The organism is Clostridium sp. LBM24168 (genome assembly GCF_052953915.1).
The window spans coordinates 2584113-2601671 of the sequence record NZ_CP196861.1; the positions used below are offsets into that span (position 1 = coordinate 2584113).

A 17559-nucleotide genomic window follows, 5' to 3' on the forward strand; every position below is an offset into this window, starting at 1 on the left:
CCCCCAGTGAATTTTTGCATTACTAAATGTGATTTTAAGGTACTTAAATTGTATAAGCTAATCACAAATATTTTTTCTAAACGTGCCTACAACACTTAAGCCAATCTTCCAAGCCAATGCCCATTATACTAACGATATGAACGCTGCGCCATCTTTCCTTGAGTGATTTTCCGTCAAATATTCTTTCCTCAACCAATTCTTCAGCAGTATCATATTCACAACCACCTGAAATGTCGCACTCACCAACCCAATATGGCTTATCAAATTGGGGAAGAAAGCCAAGATAATGCTCACCTTCATGCAAATCGTCCGTAAAACTGAAGCAAATTTCATCTATTGATATTCCGATTTTCAATTGCTTGAAGAAATAATCGTAATCCAGAGTATCCACAATAATCTCCTCCATTCACAGCTTAAACTTTTACAATAAAGTTAGACTGATAATATTGATTCCAACTCAAATTCATATACTTATAACCCTAGGGCGCTTTTCCCAATCACTCAACTCTACGGTCCAATATCCCACCCATTCCTTCATTCCTTTATATTCTGGTGAGTTGGGATTCATCATAATTTCACGAAAGTCAATAAACCCTGATACCCCTCCCACATCCTCCGGTGGTGTTTGGCCGCTTGCCTCCAACAAATATGGCGACTCCTTATCGTATTCATCTATTACATTTATAAGCTGAATTTCGTGCTTCCAGTTATCTCCCATATCATAGGTATATATTATGTATTTCTGCTCAGTCAAAAATTCCGACAGGGTGTGATTTTCCATCAAAATTGCTTCTTCATCATATTCCAGGTCCTCCCCAAAAGGGGCGATTCTGCCAACCGGTCTGCACTTGTCCTTATCAAAAACAGTAAAATCATATAAATGATAGTTTCTCCAGTCAAACACTGACTGGAGCACCTTATGTAATTGTCTGAATTGTATATAAGCAGGTACAACAATTTTTCTTACTGCCTTGTATATATCTAAATCAAGTGTGACAAGCAGCTCAAAGGCATGGTATTTATAGGCTTGTATTCCAGTAACCTCAGAAATTGCATTAATCATTTCCGCTACATTTTTCAGTGAATTTCGCTTAACTTGATAAATCGCAACAGTAAAGCGAATAGCATCATTCACCAGAACAAGCATATCCTCTGCTCTACGATTATTCCAAACTTTAGTCCAATTTACTGTCCATAAAAATAGTGGGTTTACAGCCTCATGATTAGTCGGTGGATCATATCTACTTCCAATCTGATATATTATATTTAGCCAATAATTCCCGTGATAATTTCATGCCTTCATCTGTAATTGCTACAGACTTAGAACGATGGCTCCCCTGCCGGATATAATCTTCCTTATCCAGTTCATTAATAATATCAAAATCATATCCCTTCCAAGCCATATCCAAATCTGATTCAAAATAATCACGTTCCTTAAATCTTGTTAGATACATCAACAGCATGGTCAATTCTTTAACTGCCTTCTCCGGGTTAGTCTTATCCATAATAAAACCTCTCCTCTCCGTGGTGAAATTACAATTTTTATGCCCATCATCATGCTATAATATCCTTTTATTGGCAATCTTTTTTTCACTCCAGCCAAGTCTCTTTGCCCAAGCACGAAGCTCATTACTTTCTACCTTGTCTTCACTTTCATAAACAGTCCCTAAAAAATTAGCAAATCCACTTAGTCCACCTACATCATCAAGCAAAAAAACTCCATCTTTATAAATACAAACCGGCCTATGCTCATTCAGCACAATATCATTTGCACAGACAATCTCTTCATGCGAAACAAGCCCGCTTTTAAGCAGGTCTCTGTAATTGTCTTTCTTAGTTATGATAATAGTCCAATTATCCCCAAAATCATATTTATAAATGAGTTCCTTTGCTACCGGAAACAACCTTTTTTCACCAAGCAGTTCATGTTTACCTGCTAAAATCTTGCTAACTTCCAATCTCTCCAACAAGTTTTCTGTTCCGCCCTCAATGATAATAGAAGAATTCATTTCTTCAAGAGTCAACTCAATCAAAGGAGCTTTACGCAAAATTTTAATCTCCTTGCCCTCAGCCTTTTTAGTCCGTTCTATGTAATCTTTAAATGACTCCCTAACATCAATCATCTTAAAATCATCCATGAGCCGCTGCACATCTCTTTTAGCAATTTCCGGATGCTCCAGTTTTCCGCCATAAAAATACGGTCCAATATATTTCTTCTTAATCCATGCACTTATACTGCCTTTTTTATAATCATCATCCCAGAAAATATCTCCCTCTGATTCGGAAGGAGGCTGAAATAAAATTCCCACTAAATCCGACCAGCCTTTAACAGTGCCACTGGTCAGTTTTTGATATATTTCTTCTGGTAGATGAAAACTGCGTAAATGTGAATTTCTCCAGCCATAAAGTTTTTGTATTGTATAGTGTAGATTATGAAGTGGCATATCAGATGGTATAAGAATATCTCTGCATATGGACTTTCCCGTAGAAGATTCTCCATATCTTTTAAGCATTATTTTCTGGTATTCCGTCAGGTATTCATCTTTCAATTCCAAATGAAGATGAACCGATGTGATTTCTTCTTTATCACCTCTTATTTTGTTTTTCATTTTGTCCTCCTTCCCAACTATCCTTATTTTTAACTTTGAACCACCATATGCCATTCTGCATTACATAATGTATCCATTCACTGCTTTTATCAAATATTCTACCCTTGTTATCAATACAACACACTCCACGTACCAGTAGACAAGCTATAGATATAATTATGCAGAAATATTAGCTCTTGCGTAAATATACCCCTTTATTGCAGAATCTTTCTACTCCAATTGGGAATTGTATTTCTTTTCCATTTAACTGTTCCGTTGCATATATAGGCTACGTATTTAAATTCATTTGTATTATAATATATATTTATTTCATTACATATACCTAGTATCTTTTTTAAATTATTCAATGATTCATAGTATCTTCTTTCTATATATCTCTCTCATAATAAATAGATCTATATATGGATGTTTTTCCGGCATCATTTACTCCTGCGAATATAGTATAAATAGCCATTACTCTTTACCTATCACCTTTTTTTGCTCTCTTTGAAGCACTAAATCCGATAAAGCAGCATAAAAATCTTGTTCTTCTTTTGTCTTTGATTTTTTAAACAATTCTTTTAAATCCTCATATGAATACCTAAGAAACTGCTTATACAAACTACTTTGCTGATTTATTTTTTCCATAACGATTCCCCTTCGATAAATATATCTTTATACTATATTGTACCCTAATATAGTGCTCCCATAAATAGTTGTACTTAACTGAATTTAAATTTTCAGGAATCTCACTTTTCTTTATTAAAGAGCAATAATTTCTTCAACCATTTTGGCACATGCTTAACTTTTTTATTTTTAGATACAGACTTTAATTAAATAGTAAATAAACTTAATCGTTTTTAAGTTTCTCTTTTAAAGAATTCAACATTTTCATTTTCTCACTGTCACCTTTTACATCTGGATGATATTTTTTTGCAAGTTTAGTAAATCCTGCTTTAAGCAGTTCCTTAAAAAGTTCACTTTCCTCCGCTGTCAGATGATAAGGATTAGAATTCCTCTGCTTGTTAATTTCTTTCCATCCTTGAGATTTGTAAAATCTTTTAGCCTCATTATATGTATTGAAATTTGTATTGTAGTTATAGTTGATTATATTTACATACCATTTTTTGAAATGCTCTTCATCATTGAAATTTTCATCATATTCTTCTTCATAATATATCATATCCTTTATAATCTCATTTTCTTTTTCCTTACGCAAATGCAACCTATACTGGTTTTTCTTTGAACTCATACTCATAAAAATCCTCAACTGACTCTATTACCATTCGCTCAAAAGACTTTTTCTGTACATTCAACTTATCTTGTACCTTATCAAATACCTTAAATTCTTCTAAAAGACTCATTATGTCATACCTATAAAACGATGAATCCCCAGTCTCCTCAGCATGGAATATTTCTTTCTCATCAAAATCAAACAGATGTATTTTGTTCCCATTGTCAGAGCAATAATCCACTGAGTACTTGTTTCGATACCCTTTTAAATATTTGCTGATTTTTACACACATAATCATTACCGCTCCCAAAACTACTATTGCCTTAAAACTAGCCAATAGTTTTGAATCTGCTATAACTAATTTCAGTATATCATGAAATTTAATAGAGTTAAATATTTAAAATTTTTGAATATAAATCATATAATTATTGATTCTCTATATTACATTATTCCTGCCCGCGCATAAAAGCGCATCATTTTATCAACTCAAATCATTTTAATTCTAGGTAATAAAAAATCAGCTTATATAACTACAACAAGCTGATTTTAGGAATGTTTTTAAGACAAGTTGTACTACAACGCGATATTCCATTTGAAATAAAACTGCCTGCAAATACTCCGACTGTCTTTGGTTCACTTACCAAAAAACAATTTGATACTGAAATTAACAAATGTATGGACGATATAAAGAATAGAATATTAATTCTCAAAAGCATCTATCGAAAGATAGGTGCTTTTCTTATGCCAATTTTTAGGAAAGGACATGAATACTTATGGGAATACTATCCAGCCTTTTCGATTGCATCAGTCTTTTTAGGAACTTTTGGAACAGATACTAATGCTTTCTTGGCACTGTCATCAGCTGATTTTAGCTTATCTAATGCCGATGTATCATAGGCTTCTTTCTTAGAATTTATCAACTTCTCAGAACCATCAATTAATATTTGCAGTTTCTTATTTTCTGTTTCAACTTTTTTCTTTGCATTATCAAACTGAGTAACAGCTTTTTCACGTGGTAAATATACACCAAAGTAATAACCACAACCACCTGCAACAATAACCAATAATGTGATAATCCCAATAATAACTTTTCTCATTTTGTTCACTTCCGTTTTTTTGTCCATATCCTCATAATTCACACCACACACCCCTGTCCTCAACATTTATATTTATATATTACACTTTCTATTATATATATTCATACTGACATAGACTGTCAGCAACAATAAAATTACCTATATGTAAAAAACAAAAAAGCCAATTAAGATGATTGTTCGCCTTAACCGACTCTTGAATTTCATTATTCAATTACGACCTCTTAAAAGCTTCTAAAATTAACTTGAAAGATATAGCAATTTTTAGAGTATATAATAAACCTACACTAATAAGAGCACAGTTACTAAAGTCTTCCTGCTGTGCTTTTTAATGAAATTATCATATCCACACGTATTTTGATAGAAAGTCAACACTTAAAAATTAGCCCTCTTTTTTAATTGAGAGGGCTTATTCTTAGAATGTAAGCGGTAAATTATCCGGTGTGTGTTTACAAAAACAAAGACCATTCATTTAGAGTGGTCTTATTTTTGCTATTTGTTCTTTTTACAGGAAGACTGAACCCATGGATCCCAGGGCAGGTATTCTTCCAAAAATTCAGGGTGTGATTCGAATTGTACACCAGGTAGATTTTTAAATAGAAATTCAAGATAATTATAAGGTTCCAATCCATTGGCTTTGGCTGTTTCAATTATACTGTAGACTGCTGCACTGGCTTCAGCTCCTCTGGGGCTTCCACTAAAGAGCCAGTTTTTTCTCCCTAAAGTGAAAGGCCTTATACTGTTTTCAGACAGATTGTTTGAAATAGCACAGTTGCCATCTAGAAGATAATTCATAAATCCTTCTTTATTATTTACAGCATAAGCTAAAGCTTTTCCAAGCTTTGATTTGGGAAGGCAGCTGTTTTTTACGGAATCAAGCCACCCCCAAAAGGCCTCAAGAATCGGTTTTTCCGTTTCAAGACGCTTTTTCTTTCGTTCATCCGGCATAAGATCTTTCATTGATCTTTCCTCTGCAAAGAGTTTGTTGCAGAAATCAATTCCTGCTGCCGGAAGTGTAGCTTCAGGGCTTTTTATGTCCTTTGGAAGTGCTTCAACAAAATATCTCCTGAGATGTGTCCAGCACAGACATCTTGTTATTCCCGGAACTTTGTTATAACCTTTATAACAGTCCGTATGGAGATATCCTCTAAAGCCTTTTAGAAATTTCTGCGGGCAGTTCCCACTTCTTGAAGGTTTGTAATCAAACAACCTTATTGGTGTCTTACTGCCTGCATATGTACTGTACAGCCACATATAGGATTCTGATGTATTTTTCCTGCCGGGTTCTTTAAGTACCTGTACAGGCGTCTCATCTGCATGTAAATATTTCTCGGCCGTGAGTTTCTTGTGCATCAGATTTGTAAGTGGCATCAGCCAATTTCTGGACGCAGCTATAATCCAGTTGCTCATAGTCGCACGGCTGAGCTTTACCCCCAGTGACTTCCATTCCCTTTCCTGACGGTATAATGGAAATGCATTGACATACTTCTCATACATGATATGGGCAATTGTAGATGGCGAAGCCATGGAATGCTGAATTACCGGATATGGCATCGGGGATTTTTCTATGTAAGAAAGTCCTTCTTTGCGGCATTTCCTGCATTCATAAGTTTCACGGTAGTAGTCTATAACACGTACCTTTGCCGGAATGAATTCTATTTCTGTACGGATAAATTCTTTCCCTATGCTTTTCAAAGGTGTCCCGCATTTTTCACAGAAACGTTCATCCTCTTCAAGGCCACAGATTACTGTATGATGTGGAATATCTTTAAGCAGTTCTGCTCTTTGACCATCAAATTTTTTACGCCTGTAGTTTGATACCTCCTGTAAATTCGGTTCCGGTGCCGAAGGGTTTCTATAAACTTCTGCCTCATTGAAAAGATTTATCTGTCCTGCAATTACAGAAGTCTTCTCACTGCTCCTGCCAAATAATTTATGTGTCAGAAATTCAACTGTCTCATGGAGAGTTTTATTCTCCTTCTCCAGCTGTGCTATGCGATTTTTAAGTTCTATAACTTCATTTTTGGTATACATAATTGAGACAGTTCCTTCACTCGTTTTTTATATCTGTTATTATACCATAAATTTCTATAAAACCGCATGATTTCAGATTTCTCTGACACTAGAGGGCAGTTTGTATATCTACTTTCTTTACAGCCTTTGGCTGATTCAGGGACAGGCCTTCCATAAGCCACCTGAATTCCCGGGGTGTTATACATTTTACTGCTTCTGCATCTTTAGGCCACTTAAAACATCCATTTTCCAACCTCTTGTATAGAAGCACAAATCCATCACCTTCCCAATATAGTGCTTTCAATCTGTCTCTCTTCCGTCCGCAGAAGAGAAACAGACTGTTCTGAAATGGATTCAGTTCAAAATTCTTCTGTACGATGGCAGCCAGCCCGTCAATTGATTTCCTCATATCTGTATGTCCGGTTGCAATATATATTTTCTCTGCCTTTGAAATATCACCCAGCATTTTGCAGCACCTTCATAACATTTTCAATTAAACTGGCCGAGGCACCGTTGTGAATTTCAAGAACTGCACGACCAAAACGGATAATAATATCAGCCTGATATGTTTCTGGAGAAACATAGGCTGCATCTGTGGAAATGACACCTGATAATTTGGAAGTATTTATGGGAACTATCTGTTCCTTTGGATTTTTGGAAGGGAGAGCTTCACAGGCAGCAGCACGTATTTTTCTCAACCAATAATAATACCTGTTGGTCCTGATGCCATTTTCCGTACACCATGATTTCACAGTCTGGCCACTGCTGCGGCATTCACGTATAATTTTAATCCACTCATTCATTCTATATTTTTGAGTTGCTTCTTGTACATCCATATAAAACCTTCCTTTTTAAAGTTTTTAAAGCTAACTTGAAAAACTTTAAAACTTATTTTAGAAGATTATCTCACATTCTTTGAACATTTTCCATCCACTTTCTTACTTGACGCTTACCTTAGAATAATATTTTCGAACCAACATCACAATTCATTTTCACAATACAATTGTCCGCAGGCAGCGCCAATTTCAGAACCAAATTGTGTCCTAACAGTTGCACTAACGCCTGCTTCCTTTAATGTACTGCAAAACTGGTTGATAGCACTCGATGGTTGAAATTTAAAAGTTGTTTTATTCGTAGAATTATAAGGTATCAAATCAATATGATATAAATACTCCCATGAACCACGATTTTTCAACAAACCTATAACTGCCTTTGCATGTTCTTTAGAATCATTAATCCCTTCAAGCATAATATACGCAAGAAATACTCTTCGTCCCGTATGAATAATATGTTCATCTAATGTCTTCATTACCTCATGCAATGGAAATCTTTCATTTATAGGCATTAAATCGCTTCGTTGACTTTCAAATGGTGAATGAAGTGAGAAAATGAGATTTACTTGTGGAAATTCTTTGGTCAATTTTTGAATTCCTGGTATAACACCAATTGTTGAAATCGTAATTCTTCGTTGACTTAAACCAAATAAATTTTGATCAGTCAAAATTTTTAGTGCACCAAATAACTCTGGATTTGCAAAAGCCTCACCCATTCCCATAAATGAAACACTATTCAAACTATGTCTATAGAAATAAAAATAAAGTAATTGATCAGTTATCTCATCAGCAGTGAGATTTCGTTTAAATCCAGTACTTCCAGTTGCACAAAAACGGCATCCAAAACCGCAACCACATTGAGAAGAAATACAAAACGATTCCCACCCCTGTTTATACTGTAATCGAACAGCCTCTATTCTCTTTCCGTCTGTCAATTCAAATAACAATTTTTCAGCTTGCTTAGAATGTTGTGAAAAAACAGGTATTAAGCTAGATACATTATTCCCAAACTCATTTGTTAAAGCTATCCTTAATACTTTTGGCAACATAGCCATATCATCAAAATTATCTATCCTTTGACGAAAAATAGCTTTTGCAAGCTGTATATATCTATAATTTGGTAAATTTAAATCTGATACTATTTGTTTTATTTTTTCATATTTTGTTTTTGTCTGCTTCATGTAGGCTTCCTCCTCGCTATTAATAGTTAGGAAGCAAAGCCAGCATTGGCGACTTATACTACTCCATGCAAATGTCGCCTAAAACATCTGACTTTGCATGGAGCCTATTATGTGTTACTTGTATATTCATATTAAACATATTAATTCCATTCTATCCCTTCAATTTTATAGTTTTTGTTGCAACATTTTCACAAAATGCAATATCATGCTCGACAAACAAAATTGTAGGCTGATATTCAATTAACAATTTCTCAATCTGCATACAAGAAATTACATCGATAAAATTCAATGGTTCATCCCAAATATACAAATGTGCCTGTTCACACAAACTTCTTGCAATCAATACCTTTTTTTTCTGTCCTCCGCTAAAATCCTGGATATTCTTTTCAAACTGCTCTCTTGAAAAATCAAGCTTTCTAAGAATTGATTTAAATAAGCTTTCTTCAATACAATATTTATCTGCGTATTCAGACAAGTTACCATATAAATCTGATGTATCCTGTGAAACATAAGAAATAATCAACTGACTACTTTTCCTCACAATCCCATTATGCGGGATTTTTTCTCCATAAATTAATTTCAATATACTTGATTTCCCACTGCCGTTTTTCCCTTGAACAGCAATTCTTTCACCCTGTTCTATGGTGAAGCTTACTGCTTCACAGATAATTCTATTATCGTATTGAATTGAAACATCCGCAAGTTCCACAAGCTTTTTACCATGAAACGCAAGCGGTGTTATTTTTAAGCTTTCATTGGATTCAATATTTTTAAGAAGCCTTGATTTTTCCTCAATCATATTCTGTTGCCTAGCTTCTATATTTTTAGTACGCTTCATCATTTTTGCAGCTTTGTGTCCAACATACCCTTTATCCAATTTGCTCCCGGAATTAGTAGCTCTATATTTACTGCTTTCAACACTATCTGACCATGCAGATGTACGTTTTGCTGAACTGGAAAGCCGGCTAATATTCTTTTTCAATTTTTCGTTTTCTGCTAGTTCAAAGCCATCTTGTAATTCTTTATTTCTCCACCATGAAGAAAAATTTCCCTTTTGTATCTCAATATTAGTTCTATTAATGGCCAAAATATGGTCAACGCAATTATCTAAAAAATACCTGTCATGTGAAATCAGAATAAATCCTTTCTTCTTTTTTAAATAATTGCTTAGTTTTTTTCTAGCTTCAACATCCAAATGATTTGTAGGCTCATCAATAAGCAAGAAGGAGTTCTCCTTTAAAAACATAGCAGCTAATAATGCCTTGGTCTGCTCTCCTTTAGATAGTGTATAAAATTGTCTATATAAAGCATCATAATCCATATCTAACAATGATAATTCTTTAATTATTTCCCAATCCATTGAATTTGGACTGATTTCCCTTATGATGTCTATGGTGAAATTCCCCTGTTCCTGCACTTTATAAGGAAAATATTCAAAAGTCACATCAGCTGAAATATTTCCATTATATTCGTATTTCCCAAGTAGGAGATTTAAAAAAGTGGTTTTTCCCCTTCCATTTCTTCCGGTAAACCCCAATTTCCAATCTGTATCAATTTGAAAACTTACATTTTCAAAAATATTATCATAACTGCCCTCATAGGCAAAGGTTAGGTTTGTAACATTTATTAAAGACATATTTTTGTCCTCCTCTGTAATTTTAATAATACAAACAGCAAAGTCGGAACAATAGGCGACTGTGTTATTACTCCATATAAATGTCACCTTCAGTATCCGGCTTTATATGGAGATTATCATGCGTCAGCAAAGTGTTTTTCATAATATTAATTTATCCTCCCTATTCTAATTATCTATATAAAAAATCAGCTTACTATAACCATAATAAGCTAATTTAATGTAAAATCCCCTATTTTAATACTTTCCTTATCAGTTCAATTTCATCAATATCTAAATTTATCAGTTCTTTTATTGTTTCGTTGTCCATACCTTTTTTAATTGCTCTTTTGACTATCTCTATAGTTTTTTCTTTTTTCCCTTCATCTTTTCCTTTTTCAATTCCTTCATCTATTAAGCTTCTACCGAGTTCGGTCATTTTCAATTTCTCCTGCTGATTTTAAAACCTCATTATACAACTTTATTGACATTCTAAAACCATTCTCTATTAATACATCTAAATATTCCTTTACACTATTAATCTTTTCACACTCTTTTGCCAACAATAAGATACCCATAAGTCCAATTGATCTTAGTAATACTGTTTCTGCAAAATGCCTGGCTGATCTATCATCTATTATTACTCTTTTTATTTTTAATTCTTTTGCTGCAACCATTACTTCAAGTTCGCCCCTATGAAGTCTTCCATATAATTGTTCTACCAAAAGTTTGTTTTTTACACTATATATTTTTATACAGCCATTCTTCACAGCTTCAATTAATTCTTCTGCTCCTATATTTTTAATCTTTTCACCTATTGTTATTTCTCTATAAACCTCATCTGTAATATAAACCTCACCAAAAATTTCCCACAGCAGATCTAATTTTTTAATGATACTTAATCCTATAATAGGACTTGAATTACATACAACTTTAATCATTCTTGCTTTCTCCCAATTCATCTTTAAAGTCTTTTACTGCAATTTTGTCGAGGCGGAATTCATCTTTCGTATATTCATTCCAGGATATATTTTTATTTTTAAGCAAAGTCATAAAATCAGCAAGTTCTATTTCTGCTATTTCCGCTGCCCTTGCTAAAGATACTGATCTGCTGGTAAATAATGCAATCGCTATAGATATTTTTATATTGCCATCTAAAGATTTTGAAAGACCTAAATCTTCTATAAGAGGTATTAAGTCGTTAGATATATTTAAATCGACCTTTACTTTTTCAGCACTCATTTATTTCACACCCTTAATCATCATTTATTATAATTATACCCTATAATATAGATAAATTAAATTATCTTCTGTATTTTTTATTTATATCATCACAGCCACCGCCAGTTTGGCAGAAGTTCAGCTTTAACAATATCTCCACTCCATTCTATTATATTTTCCCAGGGTTTCAGTCTTGGAAACTCCCCTGCCATCTTTTCATTCAGATTATTTCCCCCATCATCATAGCAGTCCTGTATAACTGAATTCATTATGGGTTCGCTTTCCACAGTTCCCGAGTTCATTACAGCCGTGCCTGAATTTATTATATTCATCATGTCATTCTCCACTGCATATTTAAATGGTCTGAAGTTAACTATTACAGGAAACTCACTAAAGTATTTATACACCTGCTTAAAGTCAACGGCATTTACCACCTGGGCAATATATTTCTTATGAGACTGGAAGCTGAATATCAAATCGCTCTCGCCTGCTGTAAAAAGCCACCCATGGGTTAAAGTGAGATATTTTTTGAAAAAAACTGCTTCCTGTCATTTGCAAAATCTTCTATGGCAACCCGGCTATCACAGTCTGCCAGAGTAGCAACTACAGATATAAATAATATATCCATCAGCTTATGCTTAATTTTTGCTTTCTGTCTTCGATCTGTTATTATTTCAAAATAATCTATCATTTTATTTTCTATCATAGCACCATACTCCATATAATTTATATGAACTATCATACTATAATGACTAACTTAAATGAAACCTTAAAACTATAATTTCAGTCATGTTTACAGTTTATTTACTCATGCGTTTGCACTGGTCAGGACGCATTTAATTTCGTTTAGGCTATCCTCTTTAAATAAAAGTGCATTACAAAATAAACATATTTCAATATATTCCAACATCACTTCTTATATTATTAATTAGATTACGTCGTGATAACAGAATAATATTGTTTATTGGATCAGCGTCTTCTCCTGCTCTGTAGCCAGATATAAATACATTATGAATAACCACCTCGAATTCTACAAGACGATTTCGCACATCTTGTCCCGCATAGAAATCAAATACAATTTTATCAGATTCACAAAATGATTTATATTTTTCTCTAGCAATATAATACTCATGACGAATCTCTGAGATCTTTTTTTTCGAATATTCCCTATTTGATATTTGCGTCTCAATATTAAATTTTCGCTCAAAATCTATATTATTTATATTTAATTGGTTTTTATAATCATCAATTTGATAATCTAAAGACTTTAAAACAGTCTCAAAATGTTCCATTGAATAATTTGGAGCGTAATTAACATATTTAAGAATATCATTCGGGGATGAATTTGGATAAAGGTTAACTACAGAGATTAATTCTTTATAAACACCATTTAATTTTTCTCTTTTTGTTTCATATCTATCTCGACTCGCATTTTCTTTCCTTTTAGTTCTCTCTATATAAATATTTACACTTTGTGTTAATACTGTTCCTGCCAAAGTTCCTACTATACCAATAACCGCTAAAATAACTGTTTCTGACATTAAATTGCCTCCATTTGTTTCTCTAATCAGTATGTTTCGAGCTATACTTTCTACTCTTCCTCCGGACTCCATCTTCACTTTTTATAATATTACTACGGCGTGATTTTTTAATCTGTACTGCCTTAAATTTTTCTTCAGAAATACTAGCATGATGATTGTTTTCAGATACATAATGAATTTCCTGATCTCCTGGTTTTAACAATCTAACTACGCCTATATATTTCTCATTACTTAACAATCACATCAATTATTCTTTTGCCCCATTTTTCTTTTCCCGTAGGTGTTTTGATTTCTAGTTCCTTTTTATTTCTATCTATAAATGATAAGATTAAATGCGATTCTAATTCTTTTTATTTTGTAATTCTTATCGGCTACAGATTCTCCTGAAATAGCTGCTTCTATAGCAGCTACTCTCTGCTGCCCATCAATAAGTATCTTCTTGCCATTCGAAATTGTCCCATCTTTCAATCGAACATCTGGATTTTTCCAGACGATTAAATAGCCAACAGGATATCCCTTATAAAGCGAATCCATCAAATCACGAACCTTTGTAGAATCCCATAAAAATGGTCTTTGAATTTCAGGGATAGCTATTTCATCTGAATTGATCCAACTTATTATGTTTTGAATCTGAGTATTATAAACATGAAACTGTGCCATTATCTTACTCCTTTTCCCTTCTAAATCTCTTAAACTATTTCTAATATGTGAGAGTGCTGCCGTCTCAGCAGTAGACTGCTCCCAATCAGCCATCGCCTCAGCTCGTCTTCTTGGGCAGTCCTTGCGTGGTCAGTTGTTCTGCTTATCACTCCAGTCTGTAAGAACATAAAACACACGACAAAAAAAGGGCATAATGCCCCAAGCCTTTGATATCAGGCTATTCTCGTACTAGCTTCACAACACACTCCACATGCGCCGTCTGACAAAACATATCAACAGGCTGCACTTCTACTGTCCTGTATCCAAGTTGATCCAGAATGCCAAGGTCTCTTGCAAGTGTTGCAGGATCACAGGAAACATAGACTATAGTTTTTGGAAGCATACTTACAATAGAACGAAGTAACAGTATATCACATCCTTTTCTTGGAGGGTCAACTACAATTACATCAGCTTTTATACCTTTATTTATCAAATATGGAATAACTACTTCGGACTTTCCAACTGTAAATTCCATATTATCAACCTTATTCTCCAATGCATTTTTTTTTGCGTCTTCTATTGCCTGTCCAATTATTTCTACTCCATATACTTTTTTTGCCCTGCAGGATAAAAATAATGATATAGTTCCCGTTCCACAATATGCATCAAATACAATTTCATTCCCCTCTAATTGCGCATATTCCAATACTTTATTGTAGAGAACTTCTGTCTGAACTGGATTCACCTGAAAAAATGACAGAGGAGATATGCTGAATTTAAAATTTCCAATATAGTCATTTATAGTATCCTTACCCCAGAGAGTTATATTTCTTCTGCCCAATATTACATTGGTTTTTGTGCTATTTATATTTTGAATTATACTCACTATATGAGGTATATTTCGGGCTAAAATTTCTATGAATTCATCACTAGCTGGAAACTTATGCTCAGAAGTTACAATTACCACCATTATTTCATTTGTTGTAAAAGCTTTTCTAATCATTATATGCCTTATAATTCCCCTATTGGTTTTTTCATCATATATAGGTATATCATATTTTTCAATCCATTCTCTAATGAATTTCACTATTTCATCTGCAGATTTATCTTGTATAAGACAACTATCCATATCTATTATGTCATGACTTCTGTTTGCATAAAATCCAATTTTAAGCTTGGAATTAAATCTTCCAACTGGAAGTTGCACTTTATTTCTATACCTATACGGATTTTCCATACCTATGGTATCATGAATCTCTATATTCTCCAGTTGGAGTTTTCCTATCCTCTCAAGTGAATCTTTAACTCTCTCTTTCTTAAATTTCAGTTGTCCTTCATAAGACATATGTTGCAACTGGCAGCCACCACATCTTTTATATATATGGCAGGCTGGATTAATTCTCTCTGGAGATGGCTTGATAACATGAAGTAATTTTCCAAAAGCAAAATTTTTATTTACCTTTACAGCTTTTATACTTACTTTTTCTCCCTTTAGTGCTCCAGGTACAAAAAACGTAAACTCGTTTACTTTTCCTACCCCCTCACCTCGGTATCCCATACCATCTATATTCACAATATATTCTTTATTTTTTTCTATAGAATTTTTCATTAATTTACACCTACTTAATCTACATATACGTTTATCCAAAAAAATAGCACCCATTGTCAAGGTGCAAAAATATAGAATCAGTTGTCTTTTTTCTTATCAAATAATTCTAACCATATATTGTTTAATTATACATTAATTTTGCATAATAGTTCAATAAATTTTTGTTAAATTTTAATTAACAAATAGGATTTAACTCTAATATTCATTAAAATTATCTTTGTTACGGCTCTAAATTTACATTATGTTTGTCCTTCCATTATAAACAATTCCCCTTGTTGCATCCATAGTTATAAATGAACCAGTTTTCAATATTTCAGTAGCACCACCTGCACTACATATAATAGGAATTTCCTGGGTTATACATTCAATTGCCATATGTGAAGTAAGTCCTCCATCTTCAGCTATAACTCCAGAAACTCTATCAAGTATAGCTATATAATCTTTATCTAAATTTTTAACCACCAGTATATCATCTTTTTCAACAACTTCTTCTGCTTCTTTCGGACTATTAACTATTCTTACGGTTCCATAACCAGGTCTGTTTCCAGTACCAGTACCTCTGACTAGTATATCACCAACTACATGGACTTTCAGCATATTTGTAGTACCTGAATAACTTACAGGTATACCAGCAGCTATTATTACCAGATCACCTTTTTTTACATAGCCTGTATTCAATGACATCCGTACAGAATTTTCTATCAACTCATCTGTAGAATCAAATTTCTTTGCAAGTATAGGAAATACTCCCCAGTTTAAGGCCAGTCCCCTTGCAACCCTTTCATTTGGAGTCACTGCAATAACTGGACATGATGATCTGTATTTGGAAACCATTCTGGCTGTATGCCCACTTTGTGTAGCTGTAATTATAGCACTTGCCTTCAGCTCCGAGGCAGTTGCACACGCTGCATAGCTAATTGCATTTGCAACATTCTGTATATGAGCTTCCTTCTTTTTTTCAAGTAATTCCTCATAATTAATTTTTTGCTCTGCAGACTGAGCTATCCTTGCCATAGTCTGAGCTGCCTCCACAGGGTACTTTCCATTTGCAGACTCCCCACTTAGCATTATGGCATCTGTTCCATCAAATATAGCATTTGCTATATCGGATGCTTCCGCTCTTGTCGGTCTTGGGTTTCTTATCATTGAATCAAGCATCTGGGTGGCAGTTATTACAGGTTTACCCACCTTGTTGCATTTTGCAATTATAGTTTTCTGGATCAATGGAACTTTTTCTATCGGGATTTCAACACCCATATCACCTCTTGCCACCATTATTCCATCAGAGAACTTTATTATTTCATCTATGTTATCTACACCTTCCTGGCTTTCCACCTTAGAAAATATTTGTATATTCTTGCCTCCATTTGACTCAAGAATTTTTCTTATAGTCAAGACATCTGATGCTTTTCTTATAAAAGATGCGGATATGATATCTACTTCCATTTCGCATCCAAACTTCAGATCCTCTTCATCTTTTTTAGTAGTAGCTGGAAGATTAATAGAAACACCAGGTACATTAACTCCTTTATGATTACTGATTGTACCGCTGTTCTTGACTATACAATTAATTTTGTTTCCATCTACACTTTCTACTTCCATACCTACCAATCCATCATCTATAAGTATACTGTCACCTTTTTTAACATCTTTGCAAAGTCCATCATAAGTTATATAGCATTTTGTATTGTCACCTACAATTTCTTCACCGCAATATACCGTAAACTTCTGTCCTTCCTCTAATTCAATCTTGTCCTTATTAAAATTGCCAGTTCTTATTTCAGGTCCTTTAGTATCCAATATAATTGCTATAGGCTTATTATATTTTTTTCTAAGCTTCTTTATCACATTTATTCTTTCTCTGTGTTCCTCATGATTTCCATGGGAAAAGTTATGTCTTGAAGCACTCATACCAGCTTCAATAAGTTTTGACAATACTTCTTCTGTATCACTAGCAGGCCCTATTGTAAAAATCATCTTAGTTTTTTGCATGC

At 33.8% G+C, this 17559-nt stretch carries 22 protein-coding genes and 1 pseudogene; all 23 read right to left on the bottom strand.

Annotated elements, in window-relative coordinates:
- Window positions 1-76: 76 nt before the first annotated feature.
- The 23 genes and pseudogenes from ACSVC9_RS12825 to pyk all read right to left on the bottom strand — a co-directional run bounded on the left by ACSVC9_RS12825 (window position 77) and on the right by pyk (window position 17557).
- Complete coding sequence (locus ACSVC9_RS12825) at window positions 77-391, bottom strand: hypothetical protein (RefSeq protein WP_446897852.1); 315 nt, start codon at window positions 389-391, stop codon at window positions 77-79.
- A 72-nt stretch (window positions 392-463) separates the two neighbouring features.
- Window positions 464-1135, bottom strand: a complete 672-nt coding sequence (locus tag ACSVC9_RS12830) for a plasmid pRiA4b ORF-3 family protein (protein ID WP_446897853.1) — start codon at window positions 1133-1135, stop codon at window positions 464-466.
- A 106-nt stretch (window positions 1136-1241) separates the two neighbouring features.
- The gene (locus ACSVC9_RS12835; RefSeq protein WP_446897854.1) at window positions 1242-1505 is read right to left on the bottom strand and encodes a DUF6429 family protein; all 264 of its coding nucleotides are present in this window, start codon (window positions 1503-1505) and stop codon (window positions 1242-1244) included.
- Between the two features lie 54 nt (window positions 1506-1559).
- Window positions 1560-2663 carry an IS1096 element passenger TnpR family protein gene (locus ACSVC9_RS12840; protein ID WP_446897855.1) on the bottom strand — a complete coding sequence of 368 codons (1104 nt, stop codon included), beginning with the start codon at window positions 2661-2663 and terminating at the stop codon, window positions 1560-1562.
- A 399-nt stretch (window positions 2664-3062) separates the two neighbouring features.
- Window positions 3063-3236: a hypothetical protein gene (locus ACSVC9_RS12845; RefSeq protein ID WP_170065736.1), complete on the bottom strand. Its 174-nt coding sequence runs from the start codon at window positions 3234-3236 to the stop codon at window positions 3063-3065.
- Between the two features lie 202 nt (window positions 3237-3438).
- Window positions 3439-3840: a hypothetical protein gene (locus tag ACSVC9_RS12850; protein WP_446897856.1), complete on the bottom strand. Its 402-nt coding sequence runs from the start codon at window positions 3838-3840 to the stop codon at window positions 3439-3441.
- Window positions 3815-4159 (bottom strand): hypothetical protein, encoded by a 345-nt coding sequence (locus ACSVC9_RS12855; RefSeq protein WP_446897857.1) that lies wholly within the window; start codon window positions 4157-4159, stop codon window positions 3815-3817. The genes ACSVC9_RS12850 and ACSVC9_RS12855 overlap by 26 nt, the downstream gene beginning before the upstream one ends.
- A gap of 445 nt (window positions 4160-4604) precedes the next feature.
- Window positions 4605-4985, bottom strand: coding sequence for a hypothetical protein (locus tag ACSVC9_RS12860; RefSeq protein WP_446897858.1), 381 nt, complete (start codon window positions 4983-4985; stop codon window positions 4605-4607).
- A gap of 423 nt (window positions 4986-5408) precedes the next feature.
- Window positions 5409-6950, bottom strand: coding sequence for an IS66 family transposase (gene tnpC / locus ACSVC9_RS12865; protein ID WP_446897859.1), 1542 nt, complete (start codon window positions 6948-6950; stop codon window positions 5409-5411).
- An 88-nt stretch (window positions 6951-7038) separates the two neighbouring features.
- Entirely contained in the window at window positions 7039-7395 is a 357-nt protein-coding gene (tnpB, locus tag ACSVC9_RS12870) for an IS66 family insertion sequence element accessory protein TnpB (protein ID WP_229980557.1), read from the bottom strand.
- Window positions 7385-7765 (bottom strand): IS66 family insertion sequence element accessory protein TnpA, encoded by a 381-nt coding sequence (gene tnpA / locus ACSVC9_RS12875; protein WP_446897860.1) that lies wholly within the window; start codon window positions 7763-7765, stop codon window positions 7385-7387. Before tnpA ends, tnpB begins: the two co-directional genes overlap by 11 nt.
- 143 nt (window positions 7766-7908) lie before the next feature.
- A complete protein-coding gene (locus tag ACSVC9_RS12880) occupies window positions 7909-8943 on the bottom strand; it encodes a Cfr family 23S rRNA (adenine(2503)-C(8))-methyltransferase (RefSeq protein ID WP_446897861.1) in 1035 nt (344 codons plus the stop codon).
- Window positions 8944-9094: 151 nt separating this feature from the next.
- On the bottom strand, window positions 9095-10579 hold the full coding sequence (locus ACSVC9_RS12885) for an Lsa family ABC-F type ribosomal protection protein (RefSeq protein WP_446897862.1): 1485 nt from the start codon (window positions 10577-10579) through the stop codon (window positions 9095-9097).
- Window positions 10580-10808: 229 nt separating this feature from the next.
- Window positions 10809-11009, bottom strand: a pseudogene (locus tag ACSVC9_RS12890) (hypothetical protein); the annotation flags it as partial.
- Entirely contained in the window at window positions 10978-11517 is a 540-nt protein-coding gene (locus ACSVC9_RS12895; protein ID WP_446897863.1) for a DUF3368 domain-containing protein, read from the bottom strand. The pseudogene ACSVC9_RS12890 and the gene ACSVC9_RS12895, both read right to left, overlap by 32 nt.
- On the bottom strand, window positions 11489-11797 hold the full coding sequence (locus tag ACSVC9_RS12900) for a UPF0175 family protein (RefSeq protein ID WP_446897864.1): 309 nt from the start codon (window positions 11795-11797) through the stop codon (window positions 11489-11491). Before ACSVC9_RS12900 ends, ACSVC9_RS12895 begins: the two co-directional genes overlap by 29 nt.
- 89 nt (window positions 11798-11886) lie before the next feature.
- The gene (locus ACSVC9_RS12905) at window positions 11887-12252 is read right to left on the bottom strand and encodes a hypothetical protein (protein ID WP_446897865.1); all 366 of its coding nucleotides are present in this window, start codon (window positions 12250-12252) and stop codon (window positions 11887-11889) included.
- A 35-nt stretch (window positions 12253-12287) separates the two neighbouring features.
- Window positions 12288-12482 carry a transposase family protein gene (locus ACSVC9_RS12910; RefSeq protein WP_446897866.1) on the bottom strand — a complete coding sequence of 65 codons (195 nt, stop codon included), beginning with the start codon at window positions 12480-12482 and terminating at the stop codon, window positions 12288-12290.
- Between the two features lie 187 nt (window positions 12483-12669).
- Complete coding sequence (locus ACSVC9_RS12915) at window positions 12670-13317, bottom strand: hypothetical protein (protein WP_446897867.1); 648 nt, start codon at window positions 13315-13317, stop codon at window positions 12670-12672.
- 22 nt (window positions 13318-13339) lie between these two features.
- The gene (locus ACSVC9_RS12920; RefSeq protein WP_446897868.1) at window positions 13340-13555 is read right to left on the bottom strand and encodes a recombinase family protein; all 216 of its coding nucleotides are present in this window, start codon (window positions 13553-13555) and stop codon (window positions 13340-13342) included.
- A 71-nt stretch (window positions 13556-13626) separates the two neighbouring features.
- Entirely contained in the window at window positions 13627-14070 is a 444-nt protein-coding gene (locus ACSVC9_RS12925; RefSeq protein ID WP_446897869.1) for a DUF262 domain-containing protein, read from the bottom strand.
- 124 nt (window positions 14071-14194) lie between these two features.
- Window positions 14195-15565: a 23S rRNA (uracil(1939)-C(5))-methyltransferase RlmD gene (rlmD, locus tag ACSVC9_RS12930; protein ID WP_446899860.1), complete on the bottom strand. Its 1371-nt coding sequence runs from the start codon at window positions 15563-15565 to the stop codon at window positions 14195-14197.
- A 234-nt stretch (window positions 15566-15799) separates the two neighbouring features.
- Complete coding sequence (pyk, locus tag ACSVC9_RS12935; protein WP_446897870.1) at window positions 15800-17557, bottom strand: pyruvate kinase; 1758 nt, start codon at window positions 17555-17557, stop codon at window positions 15800-15802.
- Between the last annotated feature and the right edge of the window lie 2 nt (window positions 17558-17559).